Below are 21,287 nucleotides of genomic sequence, written 5' to 3' on the forward strand. Positions count from 1 at the left end.
GTACCATTGACAAATTTGCTGAAAACCTTCATTATTAACATGAAAATGGAAATATTTGGAGGTCGTGATGAAAGAGAACAGGGGTGCGGTGAAAAAAGTCAAACTGCAGGATGTAGCGGATCGTTCAGGCGTTTCCATCAGTACCGTATCGCGTGTGGTAAACAATTCGTACGAAGTTCCGCGCGAAACGCGAAAACGCGTCAATGAAGCGATCCGGGAGCTTGGATATGTCGCAAAACCAAAAAACGATAAAAAAGGCTCGCCTTTGAATGGCAGTATCGCGCTGATGCTGCCGGACATTAAAAACCCCTTTTTCCAGGACCTGACCTACAGCATAGAAAAGCTGCTGGCAAAATCCGGATATGCGATGATCTTATCGATCTTTGAAAACAATATCCAGACGATCGAAGAATACTGCCGGGAAATGGTAGCCAGGAAAGTAGATGGGTGCATTTGTATCTGTATGCAGCCCGCCGGGGGGAATTCCTGGTTTTATAAGATGACCAGGGCGATCCCGACCGTATGTTTCCAGTGCGACGTAGAAGGGCTGGATTCCATTATGACGACAGATGGCGACGGCGTGTTTGAGATGGTAGACCACCTGATCAAATTGGGGCACAGGCGTATTGGCTTTATCGGTTATTCGTGGAATCTTTCGTTGTTTGAACGGCGTTTGGAAGCATACCGCAGGGCGCACGAGGTAAACGGCATCCCTGTTGAAAAGGAATTGCTCGGCTTGAGCGAAGCCAACCTGAAGTCCGGTTATGACCAAGCTTGCAGGTTGTTGAGCCTGCCGCAGCGCCCGACGGCGATCCACTGCCTGAATACCTATACGGCGATGGGCGTGTATACGGCGATACGCGATAATAAACTGCGTATCCCGGAGGATATATCGCTTTCGGGTTTTGACGAAGCGCCGGTCACGCAGATATTTACGCCGCCGCTGGCAGTCGTGGCGCAGCCGACGCAATCGATCGCGACCACTGCTATGCGTATGCTTTTGGAACGGATGAAAGAAGGGATCGATATGCCGCCGCAGGTGGTGACGTTCCCGACCACGGTTATCCTGCGCCAGTCGGTAGGGCCGTGCCCGGAGGGGCAGCCCTGTAAAGAAGAATAAAAATCACCAAAAATAAGTAAACAGCAAAAGACGTTCCGGATATGCCACAGGGATCCGGGTGTCTTAAAGTGCTGTTTTTAGGAGGTTGCTTGATATGAAAGCAGCAATGGCAAGAAAGACAAAAGAAGAGGTTACACTGCGGCTGGAAGAGACGGAAAGACCGATTCCTGCGGCCGGTGAGGTGTTGGTAAAAGTTTTATATGCGGGTATATGCGGCACGGATATGCATATCGTAACGGGACACTACGGCAAGGCGGCTTTTCCGCTGATCATCGGACATGAATTCGTGGGGGAGATCGCGGAGACGGGCCCTTGCAGCCAGGCGGACTTCAGGCCGGGCGAAAAGGTGGCGGTGCATCCGATCAGGACATGCGGGAGGTGCGACGCCTGCCTTGGGGGTATGGAAAACATATGTGAAGAACTTAGCATCATCGGATGCCAGGAAAACGGGGGCTTTGCGGAATATGTCTGCGTGCCGGAGTCCAAAGTACTGAGGCTCCCGCCTGGTATGGACATGGAACTTGCGGGCTTGCTGGAACCGCTGGCGATTGCCGTGCATGACGTACATGCGAGCGGCCTGATGATCGGGCAAAATGTTTTGATCATCGGCGGAGGCCCGATCGGGATACTGATCGCGCTGGTGGCAAAAAATGCGGGAGCGAGCGTTACGGTCAGCGAAATCAATGATTTCAGGATCGATTTTATCACGAGACTGGGCATTGAAGTGGTCAACCCAATGAAAACGGACGTATCGGAAGAGATCCGGAAGAGGACAAATGGAAAAGGAATGGACGTGGTCTTTGAAGTGACGGGAAGCGCTGCGGGGGCGGCCCTTATGACGCAGGCCGCCAAAAGGGGAGGGACTGTCGTCAGTGTCGGGATCCCCTCGGGAGCATTGCCCGTCAACGTATCGGACGTGTTTATGAAGGAAGTGCGTATCCGTGGCGTACGGCTGCACAATAAAAGTGATTTTGAACATGCAATTAAAATCCTTGCTTCGGGAAAGCTCGACGCTGAGCTGCGAACGTTTATTACAAAGATCTACGACTTACAAGACGTAGAAGAGGCAATGCGCTACGCGATCGAAGACAAGGAGCACTTCAAGGTATTGCTGAAAATGTAAAACGAAGCTTTATTCAAACAGCGCGGCTGCTTCTTTCATGTTATCAATGACGCGGACAGCAAACGGACAGCGCTTTTCACACGCGCCGCAGGCGACACATTCGGAAGCTTTATGGCCAAGCGCCGCATATTCACGCCGCAAGGAATCGTTCATGCCATACTGGCGCGCTTCGTCCAGGATGCGCGTGGACTGGGCGACATCGATATGGACAGGGCAGGGCAGGCAGTGGTTACAATACATGCAGGCGCCGCTCTGTTCGTTTGTCAAATGGGCGAAAACCGCGCTGTAATCTTTTTCTTCGTCTGCAGCATCACAGTAAGATACGGCGTCTTCGATTTCTGAAACGCTGCGCGCACCGATGAGCACACTCGAAACGGCGGGGCGTGAAAGCGCATAATGAATGCACTGGTTGACGGTCATGGGGACTTTGAAAGGCGAGCTTTCGGCTTTCAGCAGCCTTCCCGCACCCAATGTTTTCATGACGGTGATACCGACGCCCTTTTCTTCGCAGAGGCTGTAAAGCTGTGCACGGCTCTTATTGATAGAGATATGGTCGATATTCCCCAGCTCGGGATGCTCCAAATAATCGATGGTTTCGACCTGGTTCAAAACAAGGTCGAACATGGGGTTGATGCTGAACATGAGCACCCCAAAGACGCCTGAGTTGACCATTTCCTGTGCGACGAGCGGATCGTGGGAGCTGACGCCCAGTGTGCGGAAGCGCCCCTGCTGTTTGAGCTTAAGCATATAGTCGACGATACCGTTTTGTTTGGCATCCCGCCAGTCGTCCATCGTATCTACATAGTGCAGCATACCGATATCGATATAGTCGCTGTCAAGCCGCGTAAAAAGGTCGTTTATAAAAAACTTGCTTTTTTCGAGGTCGCGCGAACGGCCGTATTGCCCGTTTTCCCAGATGGAGCAGATATGCCCCTGGACATATATTTTGTCCCGGCGATCCTTAATCCCCGCCCCGAGGTTGGTGCGTACATTCGGCTCGGACATAAAAATATCGAGGATATTGACGCCCAGATCCATCGCGGCGTGCATGGTATCTACCGTAGTCTTAAGGCTTTCGTCTTCCAGGTATTCCCCGCCGATCCCGACTTCGCTGACTAAAAAACCCGTGTTGCCAAGTTTCCTGTAATTCATATAAACCCCTTTCTTTGCATACCGTTAGTTTCCGTTGATCATACGGTCGATTTTTTGTATGGCGGCCTGCGGGTCGTTGATCTTTAGCATGGCGGCCTCCATCGGGCACATTCCGTCGCCCGCGGCGTTTTTGATCGTCTGTGCAGTAACCTCGCATGCAAACGAAACGCCATATTTTTCAAATTCTTTTTGCGCAGACACGCTCATTAATTTTGCATAAGCATATTTTGCACCGCCCGCGACGATGATCATGGCGGCGGCTTTACCGATTATTTTATCGCCGACATATTTATCCTGCAGGCTGACCTTCCGTGAAAGGTCCCAGAGGGGGCGCAGGCGCTTGCCGGACATCCCATAAAGGCGCTTGGTTTCATCGTAACAGACACAGGTATAGGCGCCTGTCCGTATATCTTCCTGTAATCGTATTATGACCTGATCGTTCATCGCAATGCCTTTCCTATATAAAATACATGTATTCGCCGCCCTGTTTGTTTGCGAGGGCGCCTTCCACAAGTTCGTTCAAATGGACGGAGCGCAGGATATCGCGAACGGCGCCGTCGAGCTTGTCCCACAAAAGGGAATTGAGCGCTTCGTTGATATGCGTACCTTTTTCGCCGAGAGCACTCTCCGTCTCTTCAAACAGCGTTACCTCGATAGCGTCCAGGATATCGAAAGCGGTAATGAGCGAAGCGTCGCGGCTTAGCTGGTAACCGCCGCCCGAGCCTTTGACGGAATTCACGAGCCCCGCTTTTTTGAGCAGGGAAAAAACCTGTTCCAGATAAATTTTGGAGATATCCAGGTTTTCGGAAATTTTGAGGACGGTAACATATTTAGATGTGCCTGCATGGAAGGCAAGATAGATCATGGCACTGAGGCCGTAACGTCCCTTTGCAGATATTTTCATAATTTTTCTCCTGAATACGCCAAATACATATATGTATTATAATAAAAATACCATGAAAAAGCAATGAAGCGGTGTTTATGGCTGGGGGAATGGCGTTTATCAATACCTTAATATCCGCAAAGAAAGGGAGAACAGATGAAAAAATTGATCCTGCTCGTTGTGACATGCCTTTTTTGGTTTTCCCTGTATTTATATATCCCTTTCCTGACGCCGTTCCTTATTTCACTGGGGCTCAGCGCGACGCTTGCAGGCGTTATTTTTGGCGCGCATTCGTTTGTGCAATTGCTGGCGCGCCTGCCGGTGGGCATGAAATCGGAAGCAATCGGGAAGCAAAAGCCGTTTATCATGATGGGCATGCTGTTCACCGCGATTTCTTCCATCGTGATGTGGGCGTTCCCGTCCCCGGCCATGCTGCTGGTGGGAAACGCGATTTCGGGGTTTGCCAGTACGATGTACGTGTCCTTTACGCTGCTGTATGCCCGTTATTACACAAAAGAGGAAACCGGCAAGGCTATGGGCGTATTGGGCGGTGTAGTGGAAGTCGGTATTCTGGCGGCTTTTGTATCGGGCGGTATTTTGTACGAACAGGCCGGCATCCGCCTGTTGTTCTTTGTTAGCGCCGCGGTCGCCGCCATTGGCCTTGTCATATCCGCATTTGTAAAGGAAAAGCCCGAGGCAAAGGAAGCGGTGAGCATACAGACGCTCCTTTCCGTGGTGCGCGATAGACGCCTGGTCACGTCCTCCGTTCTCGGCATCCTGATCAAAGCGCTAGTATTTGCAACAGCCTTTGCATTCACACCCAAAATGGCACAGGATATTGGCGCGAACGGCATCGAGGTCGGTATTGTGAGCGCGGTGTTCATCGGCGCCTCGGTCATCGGTTCGTTCTTTGTGGCGACCAAGGCGGGCAAGCGGCTGGGAGGCAGGAAAACGAGCGTGATCGGCTTTGCCTGCCTGCTGCTTAATACGGTCGCTATCCCTTTCATTACGAGCATCCCCGCATTGATCGCCGTCCAATTCGTAGGAGGGCTGGGGTACGCGTCGCTGACCGCGATCTTTATGACCAATGCGGTCAGTAATTTTGGGGAGGACAAAAAAGCGGTCGCCATGGGCTTTTACCAGGCGGTATACAGTGCGGGCTCTACGCTGGGGCCTGTGCTGATGGGTATTTTTGCGGATGCGTTCCACTATAAGGTCGCTTATTTACTTATCGCGCTTATTGCCGTAGCAGGGATCATCGTTACGCTGGCCAGCTATCCCAAACACGGGCAAACGGCATCAGAAGGACACACGGCTTAAGATCCAGGCACTGTCTACCGTGGTGAAGCCTTTGGTATCGAAGATGGGGGAATCCATACCGGCACGCAATTTTTCATAGAATCCGATAGGCGTTTTGAGCAGGAAATCGTTTCCGTCCGCCGCAAGGGCAAAAAAAGAAAGGGCTTCCTCATCCATGCCCGCGAACAGCAGGGAATCCGGCCCGTTCAATTTTTCGGCGTTCGCATGTATGGTGAAAGCTTTCAGCAGCTCGACGGCACGGTCGTCAAGGCCGCTTTTAAAGATGCGTATCTTTTCCTCGAACGCATAGGGCGAATACACGTCGCGCAGGATGTATCCGCCGCCGGGCACGGCTGTATCTGTCGGTGCTTCGCCCTGCACAACAAGCCGTATGATGATTTTACGTTGGTCGTCACGGTATATCTTTTCGTCAGTCATTCAATCCCTCAAACTGCATATTATAGTAATTGGCGTAAATACCATTATGGGCAAGCAGCTGTGCGTGCGTGCCGCGTTCCTGTATCCCTTCATTGCCCATGACGATGATCTCGTCGGCTCCCCTGATCGTGCTCAAACGGTGGGCGATAACGATGGTCGTCCTGTCCTTTGAGAGCTTTTCCAACGCGAGCTGGATATGGCGCTCGCTTTCGTTATCGAGTGCGGAGGTCGCTTCGTCGAGAATCAGGATCGCCGGATCCTTGAGGAATACGCGTGCAATGGCGATGCGCTGTTTTTGCCCGCCTGAAAGGCGCGTGCCGCGCTCGCCTACATTGGTATCATAGCCGTCGGGGAGGCTGGCAATAAAATCGTGGATATTGGCGTTTTTTGCCGCTTCCACGATCTCCTCATCCGTGGCGTGCGGCTTGCCGTAGGCGATGTTGTCGCGGATACTGCCTCCGAACATGTAAACATCCTGTTGGACGATGCCGATGGCGCTGCGCAGGGATTTGAGCGTTACGTCGCGCACATCCTGCCCGTCGATCCTTACAGCGCCCTTTGTTACGTCGTAAAAGCGGGGCAGGAGGGAACAAAACGTTGTTTTGCCGCCGCCCGAGGGGCCGACGAGCGCCACGGTTTTTCCCGCGGGGATAGATACGTCAATATGTTCAAATACATGCGAATCGTGGTCGTAACCGAAAGTAACGTCCTGGTAATCGATGTTGCCCGCAACGTTTTGGAGCGGCTGCGCGTTTTTCTTTTCCCGGATTTCCGGTTCGGTATGGATGATCTCCAAAAAGCGTTTAAAACCGGCAAAACCCTTCTGAAACTGTTCTGTGAAATTGATGAGCACGTCGATGGGCGCTACGAATATACCGATATACAGGGCATAGATCGCGAGGTCGGCGATGCGCAGCGTGCCGTTCGCAATGAAAAAGCCTCCCGAAACGAGCACGGCTGTATACAGCATGCCGGTAAAGAAATTGTTGCCGGCCTGGAAGGTGCCCATGATCCGGTAGCTGCTCTTTTTGGAATCCAAAAACTCCATGTTGCTGTGCTCGAATTTTTCGCGTTCGAGGTCTTCGTTGGCAAACGATTTGACCACGCGGATCCCTGAAAGGCTGTCCTGCACCTGCTGGTTCACGCCCGCGATTTTTTTGCGGTTATCCATAAAAATGGCGCGCATCTTTTTATTTTTGCTGACGGAAAAAGCGATCATGAGGGCCGTGACGGCGAGTAAAATGAGTGTCATGGGGACGTTGATGAGCATCAGCAGCACAAATGAACCGATAATTTTCAATGCGGAAATAAAAATGTTTTCGGGCCCATGGTGTGCAAGCTCGGAAATATCGAAGAGGTCGGAAACGAGACGCGACATCATATCGCCCGTGTTGTTTTTGTCGTAGTAGGAAAAGGAAAGGCGCTGCATCTGGTCAAACAGGTCCTGGCGCATGTCGCTTTCCATCTGGGCGCCCATGACGTGCCCCCAGGTGGTGATGTAGTACTGGCAGCCGTAACGGACGATATACATCGCGACCAGCGCGACGGCAACGATCCACAGCGAGCGGACGATGATGTCCGCGCTGCGCGTATACAGGCCATCCGTCAGGAAATTCAATATTTGCGGAAAGGCGAGGTCGACAAGGGAAACCACGAGCGCGCAGAACAGGTCGAAATAAAACATCCTCCGGTAGGGCTTATAATAGCTGGCGAAACTCTTGAAAATAGACATACCAAAAACCCTTTCAATCCAAATTCATATACATCTATATGATACACAAAATGCCATGCTTTTAAAATCGGATAGAAGAAATTTTTTAATTCGCAGTAAAATAGTAGAAATTATGTTTGACATTTGGCACAGAGTGTATTAATATATCAGAGTAAATTAGTGGGAATTAAGAAGGAAAGGTATGTTGCAAATGGGAAAGGAGGAGACGCGGAATGAAATTATCGACAAAGGGAAGATATGGATTGCGCGCAATGATCGACCTGGCGCAAAACGGGAGTAAGGAAGCGGTCTCCATCAGCAGTATTGCGGCACGGCAGCATATTTCGGAAAGCTACCTGGAGCAGCTTGTAGGCAAGCTCAAAAAAGCGGGGCTGGTAAGCAGCATCCGCGGCGCGCAGGGAGGCTATATCCTCGCAAAGGAGATGGAAGATATCTCGGTCGGGGATATCCTGCGGGCGCTTGAGGGGGATTTAAGCCCCATCGATTGTCCGGCGCTTATGGATGAAGGCGGCTGCGAGCAATCCGGATCGTGCGCATCCAAATATGTTTGGCAGCGCTTAAACGACGGTATCAATGAGATCGTAGATGAAATCAAGCTGAGCACTTTGGTGGAGCAGGAGAACGGTGCATGCTCTTGCCATAGCAGTGCGGCAGGACTATAAAAATTTACACGAGGAGCACAGTGATGGAAAAGTTTATTTATCTGGACAACGCAGCGACAACGGCGACGCGAAACGAAGTGGTGGCCGCCATGCTCCCATATTTTTCCGAGAAGTTTGGGAATCCATCGAGTATCTACCAGTTTGCGGCCGAAAACAAGGATGTGATAGACGGTGCGCGTAAGGTGATCGCGGATACGCTGGGCGCAAAACCGGAGGAAATCTATTTTACGGCGGGCGGCAGCGAATCGGACAACTGGGCGCTCATTTCCACGGCACAAGCCTATAAAAAGAAGGGCAAGCATATCATCACTTCCAAGATCGAGCACCATGCGATCCTGCATACGTGCGAATACCTGGAGACGCAAGGCTATGAGGTAACGTACCTCGATGTGGATGAGAACGGCTTTGTGAAATTGGATGAACTGGAAGCGGCCATCCGGGAAGATACGATCCTTATTTCCATCATGTATGCGAACAATGAGATCGGTACCATCGAGCCCATAAAGGAGATCGGTGCGATCGCAAAGAAGCACGGGGTCGTATTCCATACGGATGCGGTGCAGGCTTACTGCCAGGTGCCCATCAATGTGGATGAATGTAATATCGATATGCTGAGCGCGAGCGGACATAAATTAAACGGCCCCAAGGGCGTTGGATTTTTATATGTGCGTAAAAGCGTGAAGCTAAGGCCGTTTATCCACGGCGGCGCGCAGGAGCGCGGCAAGCGCGCCGGCACGGAGAACGTCCCGGGCATCGTGGGATTGGCAAAGGCAATCGAGATCGAAGCCGCTACCTTAAAGGAGCGGACGGAAAAAGAGATTGCGATGCGCGACCACCTGATAGACCGTGTGTTAAATGAGATCGAGTATGTGCGTTTGAACGGCGACCGTACAAAGAGGCTGCCCAACAACGCTAACTTCTGTTTTCGCTTTATTGAAGGGGAATCCCTGCTGTTGATGCTGGATATGAATGGCATCTGCGGTTCCTCCGGCAGCGCGTGCACGTCAGGTTCCTTAGACCCGTCGCATGTGCTCCTTGCGATCGGCCTGCCGCACGAAATCGCGCACGGCTCGCTGCGTTTGACGCTCAATGAAATGAACACAATGGAAGAAATGGATTATGTTGTGGACACGCTCAAGACCGTGGTGCAGCAAATCAGGAGTATGTCGCCGCTCTACGATGATTTTATGAAATCGCAGGCGAAGTAAAGAAAGGGGGAGCATTGTCCGAACCTATGGTTCGGCTAACGATGCCCCGGCAAGGGATGTCCATGAGCACGAGCCAAGGGCGAAGTGAGAGTGGGACAGCCTACTGCCAGAATGTAGAAGACAAACAGAAAAAATTGGCAACTTCTGCATGAAAGAAAAGAAAGGAAGAAAAAACTATGTATAGTGAAAAAGTTTTGGATCATTTCCAGCATCCGAGGAATATGGGAGAGCTTGACCATGCGAGCGGCGTCGGCACAGTCGGCAACGCGAAGTGCGGGGATATTATGAGGATCTTTTTGGATGTTGATGATCAGGGGATCATCCGTGACGTGAAGTTTAAAACGTTTGGCTGCGGCGCGGCTGTCGCGACGAGCAGTATGGCGACCGAAATGATCAAGGGAAAAACCGTACAGGAGGCGCTCAAGGTGACGAACAAGGCCGTTATGGAAGCGCTCGACGGGCTTCCGCCGGTCAAGGTGCACTGCTCTGTTTTGGCGGAACAGGCCATACAGGCGGCGCTGTGGGATTATGCGGAAAAGAACGGGATCAAGATCGAGGGGCTGAAAAAGCCCGATAACACGGAAGAAGAACATGGACATTAAAAATCAAGAAAAGCCGGTCATGTGTTGCATGACCGGCTTTTTGTTATCTGTCCCACTTATCGGAAAGGCTGTTGATCTGGTCGGTAAATTTGGCAAGGCTTTTATTCGCGCCTCCGCGGTTTTTGCGGATCACGCCCAACAGGCGCTCGCCTGCCGCGACGAGGCGGTCAAAGACGGTATCCGGCCGCGAGGGCGTCTTGGCACGTGCTTTTTCCTTGACGCCTTCCGTAAGGATGCTGTTTTTCAAAAGGTCGACCTGCGCTCCGGGATAGGGAGCGAAGGAATCGAGCGAAAGCTCGTCTTTCAGCCTGCCGGCAAAGAAATCGCATACGGCGGCCTGGCCATGCGTGACGAATACGCGCTGCGGCTGGGGCGCAAAGCTGCGTACCCAGCGCATGAGCCCGCCGTTGTCCGCATGTGCGCTGATCCCTTCGAGCGTGCGTATTTCGGCAAGTACGGTGACGTCCTCGCCAAACAGCTTGACTTGCTGTGCACCGTCGAGTATGTTGCGCCCTAAGGTGCCGCCCGCCTGGTAACCGACGAAGAGTACGGTACATTCCCGCCGCCAGAGATTGTGCTTTAAATGGTGTTTGATGCGTCCCGCGTCGCACATGCCGCTGGCGGAGATGATGACCTTTGGCTGCTTGTCCGCATTGATCATCTTGGAATCTTCGCTGGTGACAGAGGTCTTAAGGCCAGGAAAGGCGATGGGGTTGATATGCTTTTTTACAAGCTCCGCCGCCTCTTCGTCATAATATCCACGGCTGTTCTCGTTGAAAATATTGGTAGCCTCGATGGCGAGGGGACTGTCGACATAGACGTTGAAATTGCCATGGCCGCTTACGAGGGATCTCTCCTTTATGATGCGCATGAAATAAAGGAGCTCCTGTGTGCGCCCAACGGCAAAGGAAGGAATCACAAGGTTGCCGCCGCGGTCAAAAGTTTTCTGGATGATGGCCGCGAGCTCTGCCACATAGTCCGGGCGCACCCCGTGGCTGCGGTCGCCGTACGTGCTCTCCATGACGACGTAGTCCGCATCCGTAAGGTATTGCGGGTCGCGGATCAGCGGCTGGCCTGAATTCCCGATATCGCCGGAAAAGACAATTTTTTTATGGATACCATTTTCCGCCATATCGATGGTGATACTGGATGAGCCCAGCAGGTGTCCGGCGTCGGTAAAGCGGACGGATATTCCGTCGTATAGTGCAATATCTGTTTCGTAGCGACAGGGGACAAAGCAGGAAAGGACGTCGGCCGCGTCGTCCATCTCATACAGCGGGACATATTCCGCGCGCCCCGCGCGTTTTCCTTTACGGTTGCGCCACTCGGCCTCGAACATTTGGATGTGCGCACTGTCGCGCAGCATAATGCCGCACAGGTCGGCGGTCGCGCCGGTGGCATAGATATTGCCGCGGAAGCCATTTTTATACAGGAGGGGCAGCAGCCCCGAATGGTCGATGTGCGCATGTGTCAGCAGTACGCAGTCTATTTCCGCAGCGGGAAACGGCAATGTTTGGCTCTGGTATTCGTCCGGGCCTTGCTTCATACCGCAATCAACCAGTATGTTTTTGCCGCACGCTTTTAAATAGTAACAGCTGCCTGTTACCTCGTGTGCGGCGCCTAAAAACGTCAGATTCATGGAGGATCCCCCTTAACGATGTGCCTATATTTATTGTATCGGTATTCGCGTATTTGTGCAAGCGCGCAGAGACTGTGAAACACCTGCAAAATGTGCTATACTATATCCCATGTAATATTAGAACGATTGAAGGAAGGATGCAGGAGATGGGAAAGGTCGAGCAGGTACAGAAGGAAATGATCGCGGCGATGAAGGCAAAGGATGCGGAGCGCAAGGAAACCCTGACGCTGCTTTTGTCGGCGATGAAGGCAAAGGCAAAGGACAAGCGCGAGGATTTGAGCGAAGAGGAAGAAAATACGATCATCCTAAAAGAGGTGAAGCAGGCGGAGGAAAGCCTTGCAGGCGCGAAGAAAGCCAATCGCCAGGATTTGATCGATATGAACGAGAAGCGCATCGCCGTTTTAAGGGAATTTGCGCCCAAACAAATGGATGAAGCGGAGATACGCAAGATTATCGATGACGTTTTTGCAAAGCTGGGAATCGGAAAACCAACGCCGCAGGACAAGGGCAGGATCATGAAAGAACTGATGCCCCTTGTCAAGGGAAAAGCGGACGGCGGGCTGGTCAATAAATTGGTCGGCGAAAAAATGCAGGAATAAAAAAACGCGGGAAACCGCGTTTTTAATTTTCAAGGTATCAATTGCGTCACCTGGGGTTATTGAATATTTTGTCTTTTCGGCCTTCGTAAGGAGCTTCTATAAAAAGCGGAAGCAGGAAAGAGGAAACCTTTTTCACGCCATCGCCGACACTCATGGTCACATCTTCATGCTCATAACTTAAAACATAATCATATCCTACCATGGAAAGTTCAGTAATAATTTTTTTCCACGGCACGCTTCCCCAGCCGGGAATCCTGAACCGAAATGCGCGGTCGATCCGCTGCCAATCGCCCTGCATAAGGATTCCGCCGCGTTGCAAATTGTGTTCGACAATTTCGCCGTCTTTTGCGTGTACGTGAAAAATTCTATCGCCGAGCTCATCTATAAAGTTTTCGATCCTTAACCCAAGAGAAACGAGGTTAGCAGGATCGAGGTTATACCCAAGACAAGGATGGTACTCTACAAGTTCAAGCGCCCTTTTTGCTGTGTGAATATCGTAAATCATGTTATTAGGATGTGGCTCTACGGCAAATTTTACGCCGTATTCTTTGAATTTATCCAGAATGGGGATAAAACGTTCTACAAATTGCAATTCCATTTTAGCCCATCCGTCAGCGCATGGGAAGGGGAAGTACCTGCCCCAATTGGTGACGCCCGTAAAGCCGTTAACAACGGGAACCTCGAGTGCGTTGGCAGCCCTTGCGGTAGCCAACAGGTTTTCGGTGCCATATTTTATTTTCTCTTCCGGCGTACCCTTATATAGCGCGTCGGTATCTTCGCTGTGAGGGCCGAGGATCAAGAGGGAATCCGCATGGTTGGATAAAGCGGAGATTTCGATATCGTGATCCTTCAGCATTTTTTTCAGATTAGAAGCGTTGTTGCTTTTTAGTATTTCGTGGCAGTCAAACTGTTGACAATCGTTATATGCGGGAATCTCCATCATTTGATAACCGTACGGCTGCATGATCTTTGCGACTTCTTCCAAGGAAAGATGCGCGTAATTAGCGGCGAAAAAGCCTAATTTCATAATAAATACACTCCTCTCGATCATTTGGTTTTTGTGGTGGCGGATAAATGTTTGCATGCTAAACTGTATGTTTCATTCTATACCAATGATAGTATACTGTCAATAAAATCGAGCAAAAATGACAAAAAATCACAGCGAACAATAGAAAAATAGGGAAAATATCTGTTGATTATTATTATTTTTTAATGTTTTATGCATTTTGGCATTGATATTTTTAAAAATAGATGATAATATAAGAATACAATACTATATGCTAACGATTTGGGGAGAAACGAAAATGAACGCAAGAGATGCAGCACGTATGATTGATATTAGCGCAGTAAGAACGCAACATACATTGGATGATATTATGGCGGTCGTAACAATTGCAAAAAAGTACCAGTTTATCAATGTACACGCATTACCAAATTGGGTAGCGGATCTAAGCCGGTTGTTAAAAGATGAGAAAGAGGTCTTTGTAGGCGCGCCGGTAGGATTTCCCGGCGGCGGCCATAAAACCTCGGTCAAATTGCTTGAGGCAAAGGAATTGATTGCAGACGGGGTTCAGGAAATGGATATTGTTATGAATGTAGGGAGATTTAAGCATGGTGAGTACGATTATGTATTAGACGAACTCGACCAGGTGATCGGACTGGCTCCGGATGGCGTAAAAACAAAAGTCATTATCGAGATCAATTGCCTTTCGGATGCAGAGATGGATCTTGCTTGCGGCTTGGTTATGAAAACGAAGGCTGATTTTATTAAAACGGGAACAGGATGGGTATCCGGAAATGCGAATGTTGAAAGGATTCGGAGGATCAAATCCCTGACCGATGGAAAGATACGAATAAAAGCCGCCGGAGGAATCAGGTCAAGAAAAGAATTTGATGCATTGGTTGCGATGGGCGTTGAAAGGTTTGGGATCAATACGAAATCGGCAATGGATATCATTGAAAGCTTTCAATAGCCGTTGTTTTGCGTAAAAGGGAGAAAATTATGCAAAAAAATATGATTATTGCTTATGATCTGGGAACTGGTGGCATAAAAGCTTCCTTGTTTGATATTGACGGCCGATCGCATGCGAATACTTTCGCTGCGTATGAAACGGATTATAATGGTAAATTTCATGAACAAGGGCCTGATCTCTGGTGGAACGGCGTGATAGAAACGACCCGGCTTTTGCTTGATAAATCCAAAATAGACCCGATGACGGTTGTGGGGATGGCAATTTCAGGACATTCGCTTGGAGTGGTGCCGGTTGATAAGGATGGCCGGCTGCTTCGCGAGGTTACCCCAATTTGGTCTGATGCCAGGGCGGAAGAACAAGCCCGCCGGTTTTTTAAAGAAATAAATTATGAGAAATGGTATATGACGACCGGAAATGGCTTCCCGGCGGAGTTATATTCTGTTTTTAAAATGATGTGGTATAAGGACCATGAAAGAGAACTTTATGATCATACTTATAAAATTCTCGGTTCCAAAGATTATTGTAACCTTAGGCTGACCGGAAGAATGTGCACGGATCATTCTTATGCTTCGGGGAGCGGGGTTTACAGTCTTTTGGAAAAAAAGTATCTTCCTGAATATATCAATGCCGCTGATGTGCGTGGGGAACTTTTTCCTGAAATTATTGCATCACACGAGAAGGTTGGCCATTTAACGCCGCAAGCCGCAGGGCTTTTAGGATTATCAGAACATGTTGCGGTAATGGCGGGCGGAGTAGATAATTCCTGCATGGCGCTGGGATCTAAGGGGATTGCTGATGGAAGGGCGTATTTATCGCTGGGTTCCTCCAGTTGGATCGCGATCACGTCGAAAAAACCGATTTTGGATACGAAATATAAGCCTTTTGTTTTTGCCCATGTAGCGGATGATATGTATGCATCGGCTACCAGTATTTTTGCGGCCGGTTCCAGTTTTCGCTGGGTAAGGGATAATATTTGCACCGATATTTTAGAAAAGGAAAGGAAAGGCGAGATCAAAGACGCCTATCTTGAAATGAATCAAATGATTCAGGGATCCCCGATCGGGGCAAACAAGCTTATTTTTAATCCAAGCCTTGCGGGCGGCGCCAGCTTTGAGGAAAGTAAAAATATCTGCGGCGGATTTGTGGGACTTACTATGAGCCATACGCGAAATGATCTTGTAAGATCGGCAATGGAAGGGATCACATATAACCTTAAATATGTTTTTGATATTTTGACCATTTACCAACAGGATATTAAGGAGATGCTTTTGGTGGGAGGAGGAGCAAAAAGCCAGGTTTGGCGCCAGATGTTTGCTGATGTTTTCGGTATTGATATTGTTAAAACGTGTATCGACCAGGATGCAGCGTCGCTGGGCGCAGCGTCCCTGGTCGCCTATGGGCTTGGTTATTGGAATGATTATACGATCATAGACAAAATACATGAAATACAGAGTATTGAAAAGCCCGATAAGCAAGCATTTGCGCAATATCAAAAGTTTTATAAGGTACATAGGGATATCGCACATTTTATGGCATTGAGCGGAGATGAACTTACAAACGTCAAAATAAGTTAATAATAGTTATAATAAACACTCGTATTTCTGCTGAATTTTGTTATATTATGATAGTATACAAATATTAAAATAATAAAGAACAAAGGAGTAAGCAGAATACTATGATGAAAAAAGATGAGAATATGTTTGCAGAAGAAAGAAAACAAAAAATCGTTGATCTCGTAAATAGGGAAACAAAAACCACGGTTGATTTTCTTTGCGAGACTTTTTCGGTCTCACCTGCAACCATAAGAAACGATTTAAGGGATCTTGAGGGAAGCGGACTTTTAAAAAGGACGCATGGCGGAGCCATTAGCAACCGACAGGTTACGTATGAACCTAATTTTGGGCAGAAAGAAATCGAGAATAAGCTAGCAAAGGAGGCCATTGGAAGATTTGCAACGCAATATATTCAGCGAGGGGATTCCATCATTATCGATACTGGAACGACGACTTATGAAATGGCAAAGCAATTGGTGGGCTGTGAAGACCTGACGGTCATTACAAACGATTTGCAGATCGCAGCGTTCCTGGAACGAAACTCCAATGCCGTTATCATTATGCCGGGCGGAACCATACGAAGACATTATCATTATGTTTCTGGAAGTACGGTAACCGATACGATAAGAAAATTGAATGTAGATAAGGCGTTTATCGCGGCAAACGGCGTAAGTATAAAAAGGGGATTGACTTCCCCGAATATGGATACGGCCGTGATAAAAAGCGAATTTATTGGAGCGGCGGATGAAGTGATCGTATTGGCGGATAGTTCAAAGGTTGAACAAAATAAATTTGTTAAGTTTGCAGATTTCGCCAACATTGACCTTATGATCACAGACGAAGCGGTTGATCCGGCTTTTGTTGAAGAAGCAAAGAAAGTGGGGGTGGATGTCCAGATCGCATATCAATCTGAGATTTAAAAACGATCTGCTCGATTCTTCTCAAATACTGTAGGAACTTGTGATGATAAGGACGATATTGAAAGATATTCAGGAACAAAGCCTAAAGCATATTCAATGCCATGAACATCTTTTTATAGAAGAAGGTGCATCAAAAAAGGTGGATCCGGTATTGTTCATGAACGATCCGGATGCCTCCGCAAAGGAACTTCGGGAATATTATATAAAGGGAGGCAGCCTTATTGTAGACGCCCAGCCGGGATATTTTGGCAGAATGGCGGGCAATCTTGCGTGGGCCTCGCAAAAAAGCAATGTAGATATTGTCGCATCGACAGGATTCCATAAAATGGCTTTTTGCGATTTCCCGGAAAGATTTCAGGCGAAGACGACAGATGAAATCGCCGTAGAATTTGTTCTGGAATTGACGGAGGGAATGATCGATTCAAAAGCAGGCGGACTGCTAAGGACCGGCTATAAAGCGGGAGCCATAAAGACGGCAGTCGAATCGTGCGGGCTGCATGGTGAAAAAATATATGAGAAGCTGTTTCACGCTGCAGCCCTTGCACAAAAAATGACGGGCGCGCCCATTTTATGCCATATTGAAAAAGGCGCAGATGCTTTAGAGTTGATCGCTTTTTTAGTATCGCTCGATGTAGACCCGGAGAAAATTATTGTTTGCCATTTGGATCGCGCGAAATATGACCTCTCTTACCATTTAGAAGTTGCAAAAACAGGCGTTTACTTTGATTACGATACCGTCAACAGGCTGAAATATTTGAGCCATGAGCAAGAATTGGCGCTCATCCAAGCCATGATACGCCATGGCCATGCAGAAAAAATAATGGTGAGCCTTGACACGACGCGTGCGCGTTTGAAGTATTATGGCGGCGATATGGGATTGGCTTATATTCTCGATACTTATACTGAAATGATGAAGGCAGCCGGTGTTCATGAATCGGAAATCAGGAAAATACTCTGTAATAATGCAAAAAAAGCCCTTACATTTGGATAAATAGTTTGCGGCGGATGCCGCAGGGGAATAAAAATATTTTAAAGGAGAAGAAACTATGGGCAGAATGATGAAGGCTCAGGTCGTGAAAGCGCCTAACCAGATGGAGTATTGTGATGTGCCGGTACCAGAAATAAAATCTGACGAGGTTCTTATCAAAGTAAAAGTATGCGGTATTTGTGGATCGGATTGGAGTATTTACACGGGAAAATATGCCGCTGACAAACTGCCGCTGGTCAGCGGGCATGAATTTTGGGGCGTGATCGATGAGGTCGGAAGCGATGTAAAAGATTGGAAAAAAGGCGAGCGGGTCGCATGCGATATATGCCTTACCTGCGGTACCTGCTATTTTTGCAGAAGAGGGGACGGCTTATTATGCCAGACTTTTACTCAATTAGGGATACATACAAACGGTGGTTTTGCTGAATATGTGAAAGCGCCTGCAAAAAATTTGTATAAACTTCCGGATGATATGGACGACTATACTGCGGCGTTTGTAGAACCGCTGACTGCGACATTGCATGCTTCTAAAAGAATGGATGCAACCATTGCGTCCTCGATCGTTATCATTGGCTGTGGATTGGGAATCTTGCATGCCGCTGTAGCAAAAGCAAGGGGACTTGCGCCGATTATCGTAATAGGCGATAGCCCCGCGCGTCTACAGATGGCGAAAGATATGGGAGCGGATATCGTGATTGATTATACAAAAGAAGACCCGGTAAAACGGGTGATGGAGATCACGGATGGAATAGGCGCTGATTATGTAATAGAGGCGGTTGGCACGTCTAAAACTTACGAACAGGCTTTTTCGATGCTGAGAAGAGGCGGTAAATTGGAAGCATTTGGTATTTGCGCAACTGACGATATGGCTTCGCTTTCCCCTTATGAGTTCGTTTTAGGTGAAAAAAAGGTTAGCGGCTCTTGCGCGGGCATTGGCAATAACTGGGGCGAAGCGATCAGGCTTCTTGAATATGGAAGGATCGATCCAAAGCCGATGTTTTCGCTGGCAGTCCCGCTGAAGGATCTTGAATGGGCATTGCTTGAGCTCCGGAAAGATAAAAACCTTGTAAAAGTGTTTGTAGTTCCCGATTTGGAAGAAAGAGTATATTTGAATAAATAAATGATCGTTCAAGATACCATGTAATAGAAAACGAAAGGGCGGAGAGGTGGAATTTCCGCCCTTTTTTGGAGGGATAATATGAAACATTATATTATCGGTATAGATATTGGAACCCAGGGAACAAAAAGCATGATTTTTGATACGGATATGAATGTGGTCGCTTCCGCATTTGAACAATCATGTTTAATCAGTCCAAAACCCGGTACCGTATGGCAGCAACCGGAAGAAATTTATTTGTCTTGCGTACGCACAATCAAACAAATGATGGATGAGACACAGATTGCTCCTGCATCGGTGCTCTCAATTGCAATTGATGGCCAAATGGCGGGGATTATCGGCATAGACAGGGAAGGAAATGCTGTTACGCCGTATGATTCGTGGCTGGACACGCGCTGTGGCAAGTACCTCGATATTCTTAGGGAAACCAGTGAAAAAGAATTGATTCGGACATCAGGCGGGCAAGTGACCTATGGGCATGCGCCAAAAATTATTTGGTGGAAAAATGAGCATAGCGATATATATAATAAAATATGCAAATTTGTCGTACCACAGGCTTATGTAGTCGGAAAAATGACAGGCCTGTCAGCGGAAGAACAGTTTATGGATTATACATGTATTGTTTTTTCTGGATTTGGGGACACCGTTAAAAAAGCATGGTCTGAAAACCTGTTAAGGGAATTTAATATCGATAAAAATAAATTACCGAGAATGGTATCGCCGTTTGATATTGTAGGAACGACAAAAAAGGAGTTCGGGGATTTGTGCGGATTGCGCGAAGGAATTCCCGTAGCGGCGGGAGCCGGGGATACGGCAGCGTCTACATTCGGCGCAGGGCATTTTGAGGAGAATACACTTTTAGATTGTGCGGGAACCGCATCCAACCTATGTGCAGCCGTAAGAGAATATGTTCCGGATCTTGAGTACAAAACCCTTATTATGCTGCGATCCCCCATAGATGGATTGTATATTCCGCTTTCATATATTAATGGCGGCGGATTATGTATCAAGTGGTTTCAAAGTGAGTTTACCGGGGAACCCCACGCCACATACGAAATGCTGGAAAAAGAGGCGGAAATGGTGGAGGCCGGAAGTGAAGGTATCTTTTTTATCCCGCATTTTGCAGGCAGGGTACTTCCCAATGATCCGGATATTAAGGGATCGTTTAGCGGATTGGATTGGAAGCATAAGAGGGCTCATTTATACCGTGCAATCATGGAGGGGATTGCTTATGAATATTGGTACTATTTTAGTGTGTTGAAAACATTATATCCCAACGTAAAACCTAATGTTATGAGAAGTATTGGAGGAGGATCCAAATCAAGACTTTTTTGCTCGATTAAGGCGGACGTTTTAGGAATGGATGTTATACCGCTGATGCTTGGAGACGCGGCCCTCGTGGGGAGCGCTGTGATCGGTGCAGTAGGCGCAGGGATCATCCCTGATTATAGGGAGGCAATTTCAAAAACAATTGACTGCGGCAATGTAATACGGTTTTGTGGGCAAAATTATGACCGATACCAAAAGTATGCACAGGCGTATCAAAAAAAAGTCTTGGCGATGCATGCACTTTACACGGATACAATATAATGGGTGGGTACAGCAAAATTATGATCAAAGGATTCGTTTTTGATATGGATGGGCTGATGTTTGATACGGAAAGGCTTGCGCGAAAAGGATGGCGGCACGCTTGCGATAGAATGGGCTGTAATGCAGGGGATAAGTTGTTAGACAAAACACTGGGGCTCACGAAGGAAGAGACAGATGCTGTCTTTGTCAATGAGTTTGGAGAAAAGTTTGATATTTTGGAAGCCAGGAGAATGCGGAATGAATATGTGGATGAATGGATAGAAAAAAATGGCGTACCCTTAAAGAAGGGATTACATCGGTGTTTGGCGGGTTTGAGGAAGCGAGGTTACGTTTTGGCGGTTGCATCGTCCACAGAACAACATAGGGTGCTTAAACTGATCAAAAAGGCGCATATCTGGGAGTACATTGATGTAGTGCTATGTGGGGATATGGTTTCCAAAGGGAAACCATATCCGGAAATATATACCACTATTTGTAAGATTATGAATATGGATCCATCAGACTGCCTGGCATTGGAGGATTCGGTAAATGGTGTTTTATCCGCATGTCAAGCGGGCCTGCCGACTATTATGATCCCCGACTTGGAGAAACCTGGAAAACAGGAACAGGATATGACTATTGCGGTTTTGGAATCGTTAGATGATATGATACCCTATTTACAAGAACAATTTTGGGATCAAAATCCTTAA

Annotated in this window: 21 protein-coding genes; 14 read left to right on the top strand and 7 right to left on the bottom strand. The window is 48.3% G+C overall.

The annotated features are described in order from the left end of the window. Positions 1–67: 67 nt before the first annotated feature. Together BN6471_RS07400 and BN6471_RS07405 are read left to right on the top strand one after the other, a co-directional pair. Positions 68–1,120, top strand: coding sequence for a LacI family DNA-binding transcriptional regulator (locus BN6471_RS07400; RefSeq protein ID WP_066647196.1), 1,053 nt, complete (start codon positions 68–70; stop codon positions 1,118–1,120). A 94-nt stretch (positions 1,121–1,214) separates the two neighbouring features. Beyond that, positions 1,215–2,243 (top strand): zinc-dependent alcohol dehydrogenase, encoded by a 1,029-nt coding sequence (locus BN6471_RS07405; RefSeq protein WP_066647202.1) that lies wholly within the window; start codon positions 1,215–1,217, stop codon positions 2,241–2,243. 9 nt (positions 2,244–2,252) lie between these two features. Here BN6471_RS07405 and BN6471_RS07410 read toward each other — a convergent pair whose 3' ends face one another. Genes BN6471_RS07410 through BN6471_RS07420 form a run of 3 tightly spaced genes read right to left on the bottom strand, consistent with a single transcriptional unit; the run spans position 2,253 to position 4,299 of the window. Beyond that, positions 2,253–3,395, bottom strand: a complete 1,143-nt coding sequence (locus BN6471_RS07410; RefSeq protein ID WP_066647206.1) for an aldo/keto reductase — start codon at positions 3,393–3,395, stop codon at positions 2,253–2,255. Positions 3,396–3,419: 24 nt separating this feature from the next. Further along, entirely contained in the window at positions 3,420–3,839 is a 420-nt protein-coding gene (locus BN6471_RS07415; protein WP_066647211.1) for a DUF1893 domain-containing protein, read from the bottom strand. Between the two features lie 13 nt (positions 3,840–3,852). Next, on the bottom strand, positions 3,853–4,299 hold the full coding sequence (locus BN6471_RS07420; protein WP_066647214.1) for an RrF2 family transcriptional regulator: 447 nt from the start codon (positions 4,297–4,299) through the stop codon (positions 3,853–3,855). A 135-nt stretch (positions 4,300–4,434) separates the two neighbouring features. On the opposite strand from BN6471_RS07420, the gene BN6471_RS07425 reads away from it, so the two are divergent. After that, positions 4,435–5,598: an MFS transporter gene (locus tag BN6471_RS07425; protein ID WP_066647216.1), complete on the top strand. Its 1,164-nt coding sequence runs from the start codon at positions 4,435–4,437 to the stop codon at positions 5,596–5,598. On the opposite strand, the gene BN6471_RS07430 is transcribed toward BN6471_RS07425, so the two are convergent. Together BN6471_RS07430 and BN6471_RS07435 are read right to left on the bottom strand one after the other, a co-directional pair. Next, complete coding sequence (locus tag BN6471_RS07430; protein ID WP_066647217.1) at positions 5,578–6,015, bottom strand: CpXC domain-containing protein; 438 nt, start codon at positions 6,013–6,015, stop codon at positions 5,578–5,580. The genes BN6471_RS07425 and BN6471_RS07430 overlap by 21 nt on opposite strands. Beyond that, positions 6,008–7,747, bottom strand: coding sequence for an ABC transporter ATP-binding protein (locus BN6471_RS07435; RefSeq protein ID WP_066647218.1), 1,740 nt, complete (start codon positions 7,745–7,747; stop codon positions 6,008–6,010). Before BN6471_RS07435 ends, BN6471_RS07430 begins: the two co-directional genes overlap by 8 nt. Positions 7,748–7,959: 212 nt before the next feature. Here BN6471_RS07435 and BN6471_RS07440 point away from each other — a divergent pair, with 212 nt between their 5' ends. The 3 genes from BN6471_RS07440 to nifU all read left to right on the top strand — a co-directional run bounded on the left by BN6471_RS07440 (position 7,960) and on the right by nifU (position 10,219). After that, positions 7,960–8,409 carry an RrF2 family transcriptional regulator gene (locus BN6471_RS07440; RefSeq protein WP_066647220.1) on the top strand — a complete coding sequence of 150 codons (450 nt, stop codon included), beginning with the start codon at positions 7,960–7,962 and terminating at the stop codon, positions 8,407–8,409. A gap of 23 nt (positions 8,410–8,432) precedes the next feature. Next, positions 8,433–9,617 (top strand): cysteine desulfurase NifS, encoded by a 1,185-nt coding sequence (nifS, locus tag BN6471_RS07445; protein WP_066647222.1) that lies wholly within the window; start codon positions 8,433–8,435, stop codon positions 9,615–9,617. A 176-nt stretch (positions 9,618–9,793) separates the two neighbouring features. Further along, the gene (gene nifU, locus BN6471_RS07450) at positions 9,794–10,219 is read left to right on the top strand and encodes a Fe-S cluster assembly scaffold protein NifU (protein WP_066647232.1); all 426 of its coding nucleotides are present in this window, start codon (positions 9,794–9,796) and stop codon (positions 10,217–10,219) included. Between the two features lie 43 nt (positions 10,220–10,262). On the opposite strand, the gene BN6471_RS07455 is transcribed toward nifU, so the two are convergent. Further along, complete coding sequence (locus BN6471_RS07455) at positions 10,263–11,858, bottom strand: MBL fold metallo-hydrolase RNA specificity domain-containing protein (RefSeq protein WP_066647234.1); 1,596 nt, start codon at positions 11,856–11,858, stop codon at positions 10,263–10,265. A 146-nt stretch (positions 11,859–12,004) separates the two neighbouring features. Between BN6471_RS07455 and BN6471_RS07460 the strand changes: the two genes are divergently transcribed. After that, complete coding sequence (locus BN6471_RS07460) at positions 12,005–12,457, top strand: GatB/YqeY domain-containing protein (RefSeq protein ID WP_066647235.1); 453 nt, start codon at positions 12,005–12,007, stop codon at positions 12,455–12,457. A gap of 46 nt (positions 12,458–12,503) precedes the next feature. On the opposite strand, the gene BN6471_RS07465 is transcribed toward BN6471_RS07460, so the two are convergent. Then, complete coding sequence (locus BN6471_RS07465) at positions 12,504–13,484, bottom strand: sugar phosphate isomerase/epimerase family protein (protein ID WP_066647237.1); 981 nt, start codon at positions 13,482–13,484, stop codon at positions 12,504–12,506. A gap of 277 nt (positions 13,485–13,761) precedes the next feature. On the opposite strand from BN6471_RS07465, the gene deoC reads away from it, so the two are divergent. The 7 genes from deoC (at position 13,762) to BN6471_RS07500 (ending at position 21,287) form a co-directional block, all read left to right on the top strand. After that, positions 13,762–14,430, top strand: coding sequence for a deoxyribose-phosphate aldolase (gene deoC / locus BN6471_RS07470; RefSeq protein ID WP_162270194.1), 669 nt, complete (start codon positions 13,762–13,764; stop codon positions 14,428–14,430). Between the two features lie 29 nt (positions 14,431–14,459). Next, a complete protein-coding gene (locus BN6471_RS07475; protein ID WP_066647242.1) occupies positions 14,460–16,004 on the top strand; it encodes a xylulokinase in 1,545 nt (514 codons plus the stop codon). Positions 16,005–16,105: 101 nt separating this feature from the next. Then, positions 16,106–16,903, top strand: a complete 798-nt coding sequence (locus BN6471_RS07480; RefSeq protein ID WP_082903396.1) for a DeoR/GlpR family DNA-binding transcription regulator — start codon at positions 16,106–16,108, stop codon at positions 16,901–16,903. A gap of 43 nt (positions 16,904–16,946) precedes the next feature. Next, complete coding sequence (locus tag BN6471_RS07485; RefSeq protein WP_066647251.1) at positions 16,947–17,894, top strand: phosphotriesterase family protein; 948 nt, start codon at positions 16,947–16,949, stop codon at positions 17,892–17,894. A 55-nt stretch (positions 17,895–17,949) separates the two neighbouring features. Next, positions 17,950–19,011 (top strand): zinc-dependent alcohol dehydrogenase, encoded by a 1,062-nt coding sequence (locus tag BN6471_RS07490; protein ID WP_066647254.1) that lies wholly within the window; start codon positions 17,950–17,952, stop codon positions 19,009–19,011. Positions 19,012–19,089: 78 nt separating this feature from the next. Further along, positions 19,090–20,598: a xylulokinase gene (locus BN6471_RS07495; protein WP_066647256.1), complete on the top strand. Its 1,509-nt coding sequence runs from the start codon at positions 19,090–19,092 to the stop codon at positions 20,596–20,598. A gap of 20 nt (positions 20,599–20,618) precedes the next feature. Then, a complete protein-coding gene (locus BN6471_RS07500; protein ID WP_066649923.1) occupies positions 20,619–21,287 on the top strand; it encodes an HAD family hydrolase in 669 nt (222 codons plus the stop codon).

The organism is Christensenella timonensis (assembly GCF_900087015.1).
GTDB classification, from domain to species: domain Bacteria; phylum Bacillota; class Clostridia; order Christensenellales; family Christensenellaceae; genus Christensenella; species Christensenella timonensis.

Coding starts and splice junctions, on each gene's coding strand:
- BN6471_RS07400 (WP_066647196.1), top strand. CDS start 68: ATGAAAGAGAACAGGGGTGCGGTGAAAAAAGTCAAACTGCAGGATGTA.
- BN6471_RS07405 (WP_066647202.1), top strand. CDS start 1,215: ATGAAAGCAGCAATGGCAAGAAAGACAAAAGAAGAGGTTACACTGCGG.
- BN6471_RS07410 (WP_066647206.1), bottom strand. CDS start 3,395: ATGAATTACAGGAAACTTGGCAACACGGGTTTTTTAGTCAGCGAAGTC.
- BN6471_RS07415 (WP_066647211.1), bottom strand. CDS start 3,839: ATGAACGATCAGGTCATAATACGATTACAGGAAGATATACGGACAGGC.
- BN6471_RS07420 (WP_066647214.1), bottom strand. CDS start 4,299: ATGAAAATATCTGCAAAGGGACGTTACGGCCTCAGTGCCATGATCTAT.
- BN6471_RS07425 (WP_066647216.1), top strand. CDS start 4,435: ATGAAAAAATTGATCCTGCTCGTTGTGACATGCCTTTTTTGGTTTTCC.
- BN6471_RS07430 (WP_066647217.1), bottom strand. CDS start 6,015: ATGACTGACGAAAAGATATACCGTGACGACCAACGTAAAATCATCATA.
- BN6471_RS07435 (WP_066647218.1), bottom strand. CDS start 7,747: ATGTCTATTTTCAAGAGTTTCGCCAGCTATTATAAGCCCTACCGGAGG.
- BN6471_RS07440 (WP_066647220.1), top strand. CDS start 7,960: ATGAAATTATCGACAAAGGGAAGATATGGATTGCGCGCAATGATCGAC.
- nifS (WP_066647222.1), top strand. CDS start 8,433: ATGGAAAAGTTTATTTATCTGGACAACGCAGCGACAACGGCGACGCGA.
- nifU (WP_066647232.1), top strand. CDS start 9,794: ATGTATAGTGAAAAAGTTTTGGATCATTTCCAGCATCCGAGGAATATG.
- BN6471_RS07455 (WP_066647234.1), bottom strand. CDS start 11,858: ATGAATCTGACGTTTTTAGGCGCCGCACACGAGGTAACAGGCAGCTGT.
- BN6471_RS07460 (WP_066647235.1), top strand. CDS start 12,005: ATGGGAAAGGTCGAGCAGGTACAGAAGGAAATGATCGCGGCGATGAAG.
- BN6471_RS07465 (WP_066647237.1), bottom strand. CDS start 13,484: ATGAAATTAGGCTTTTTCGCCGCTAATTACGCGCATCTTTCCTTGGAA.
- deoC (WP_162270194.1), top strand. CDS start 13,762: ATGAACGCAAGAGATGCAGCACGTATGATTGATATTAGCGCAGTAAGA.
- BN6471_RS07475 (WP_066647242.1), top strand. CDS start 14,460: ATGCAAAAAAATATGATTATTGCTTATGATCTGGGAACTGGTGGCATA.
- BN6471_RS07480 (WP_082903396.1), top strand. CDS start 16,106: ATGATGAAAAAAGATGAGAATATGTTTGCAGAAGAAAGAAAACAAAAA.
- BN6471_RS07485 (WP_066647251.1), top strand. CDS start 16,947: ATGATAAGGACGATATTGAAAGATATTCAGGAACAAAGCCTAAAGCAT.
- BN6471_RS07490 (WP_066647254.1), top strand. CDS start 17,950: ATGGGCAGAATGATGAAGGCTCAGGTCGTGAAAGCGCCTAACCAGATG.
- BN6471_RS07495 (WP_066647256.1), top strand. CDS start 19,090: ATGAAACATTATATTATCGGTATAGATATTGGAACCCAGGGAACAAAA.
- BN6471_RS07500 (WP_066649923.1), top strand. CDS start 20,619: ATGATCAAAGGATTCGTTTTTGATATGGATGGGCTGATGTTTGATACG.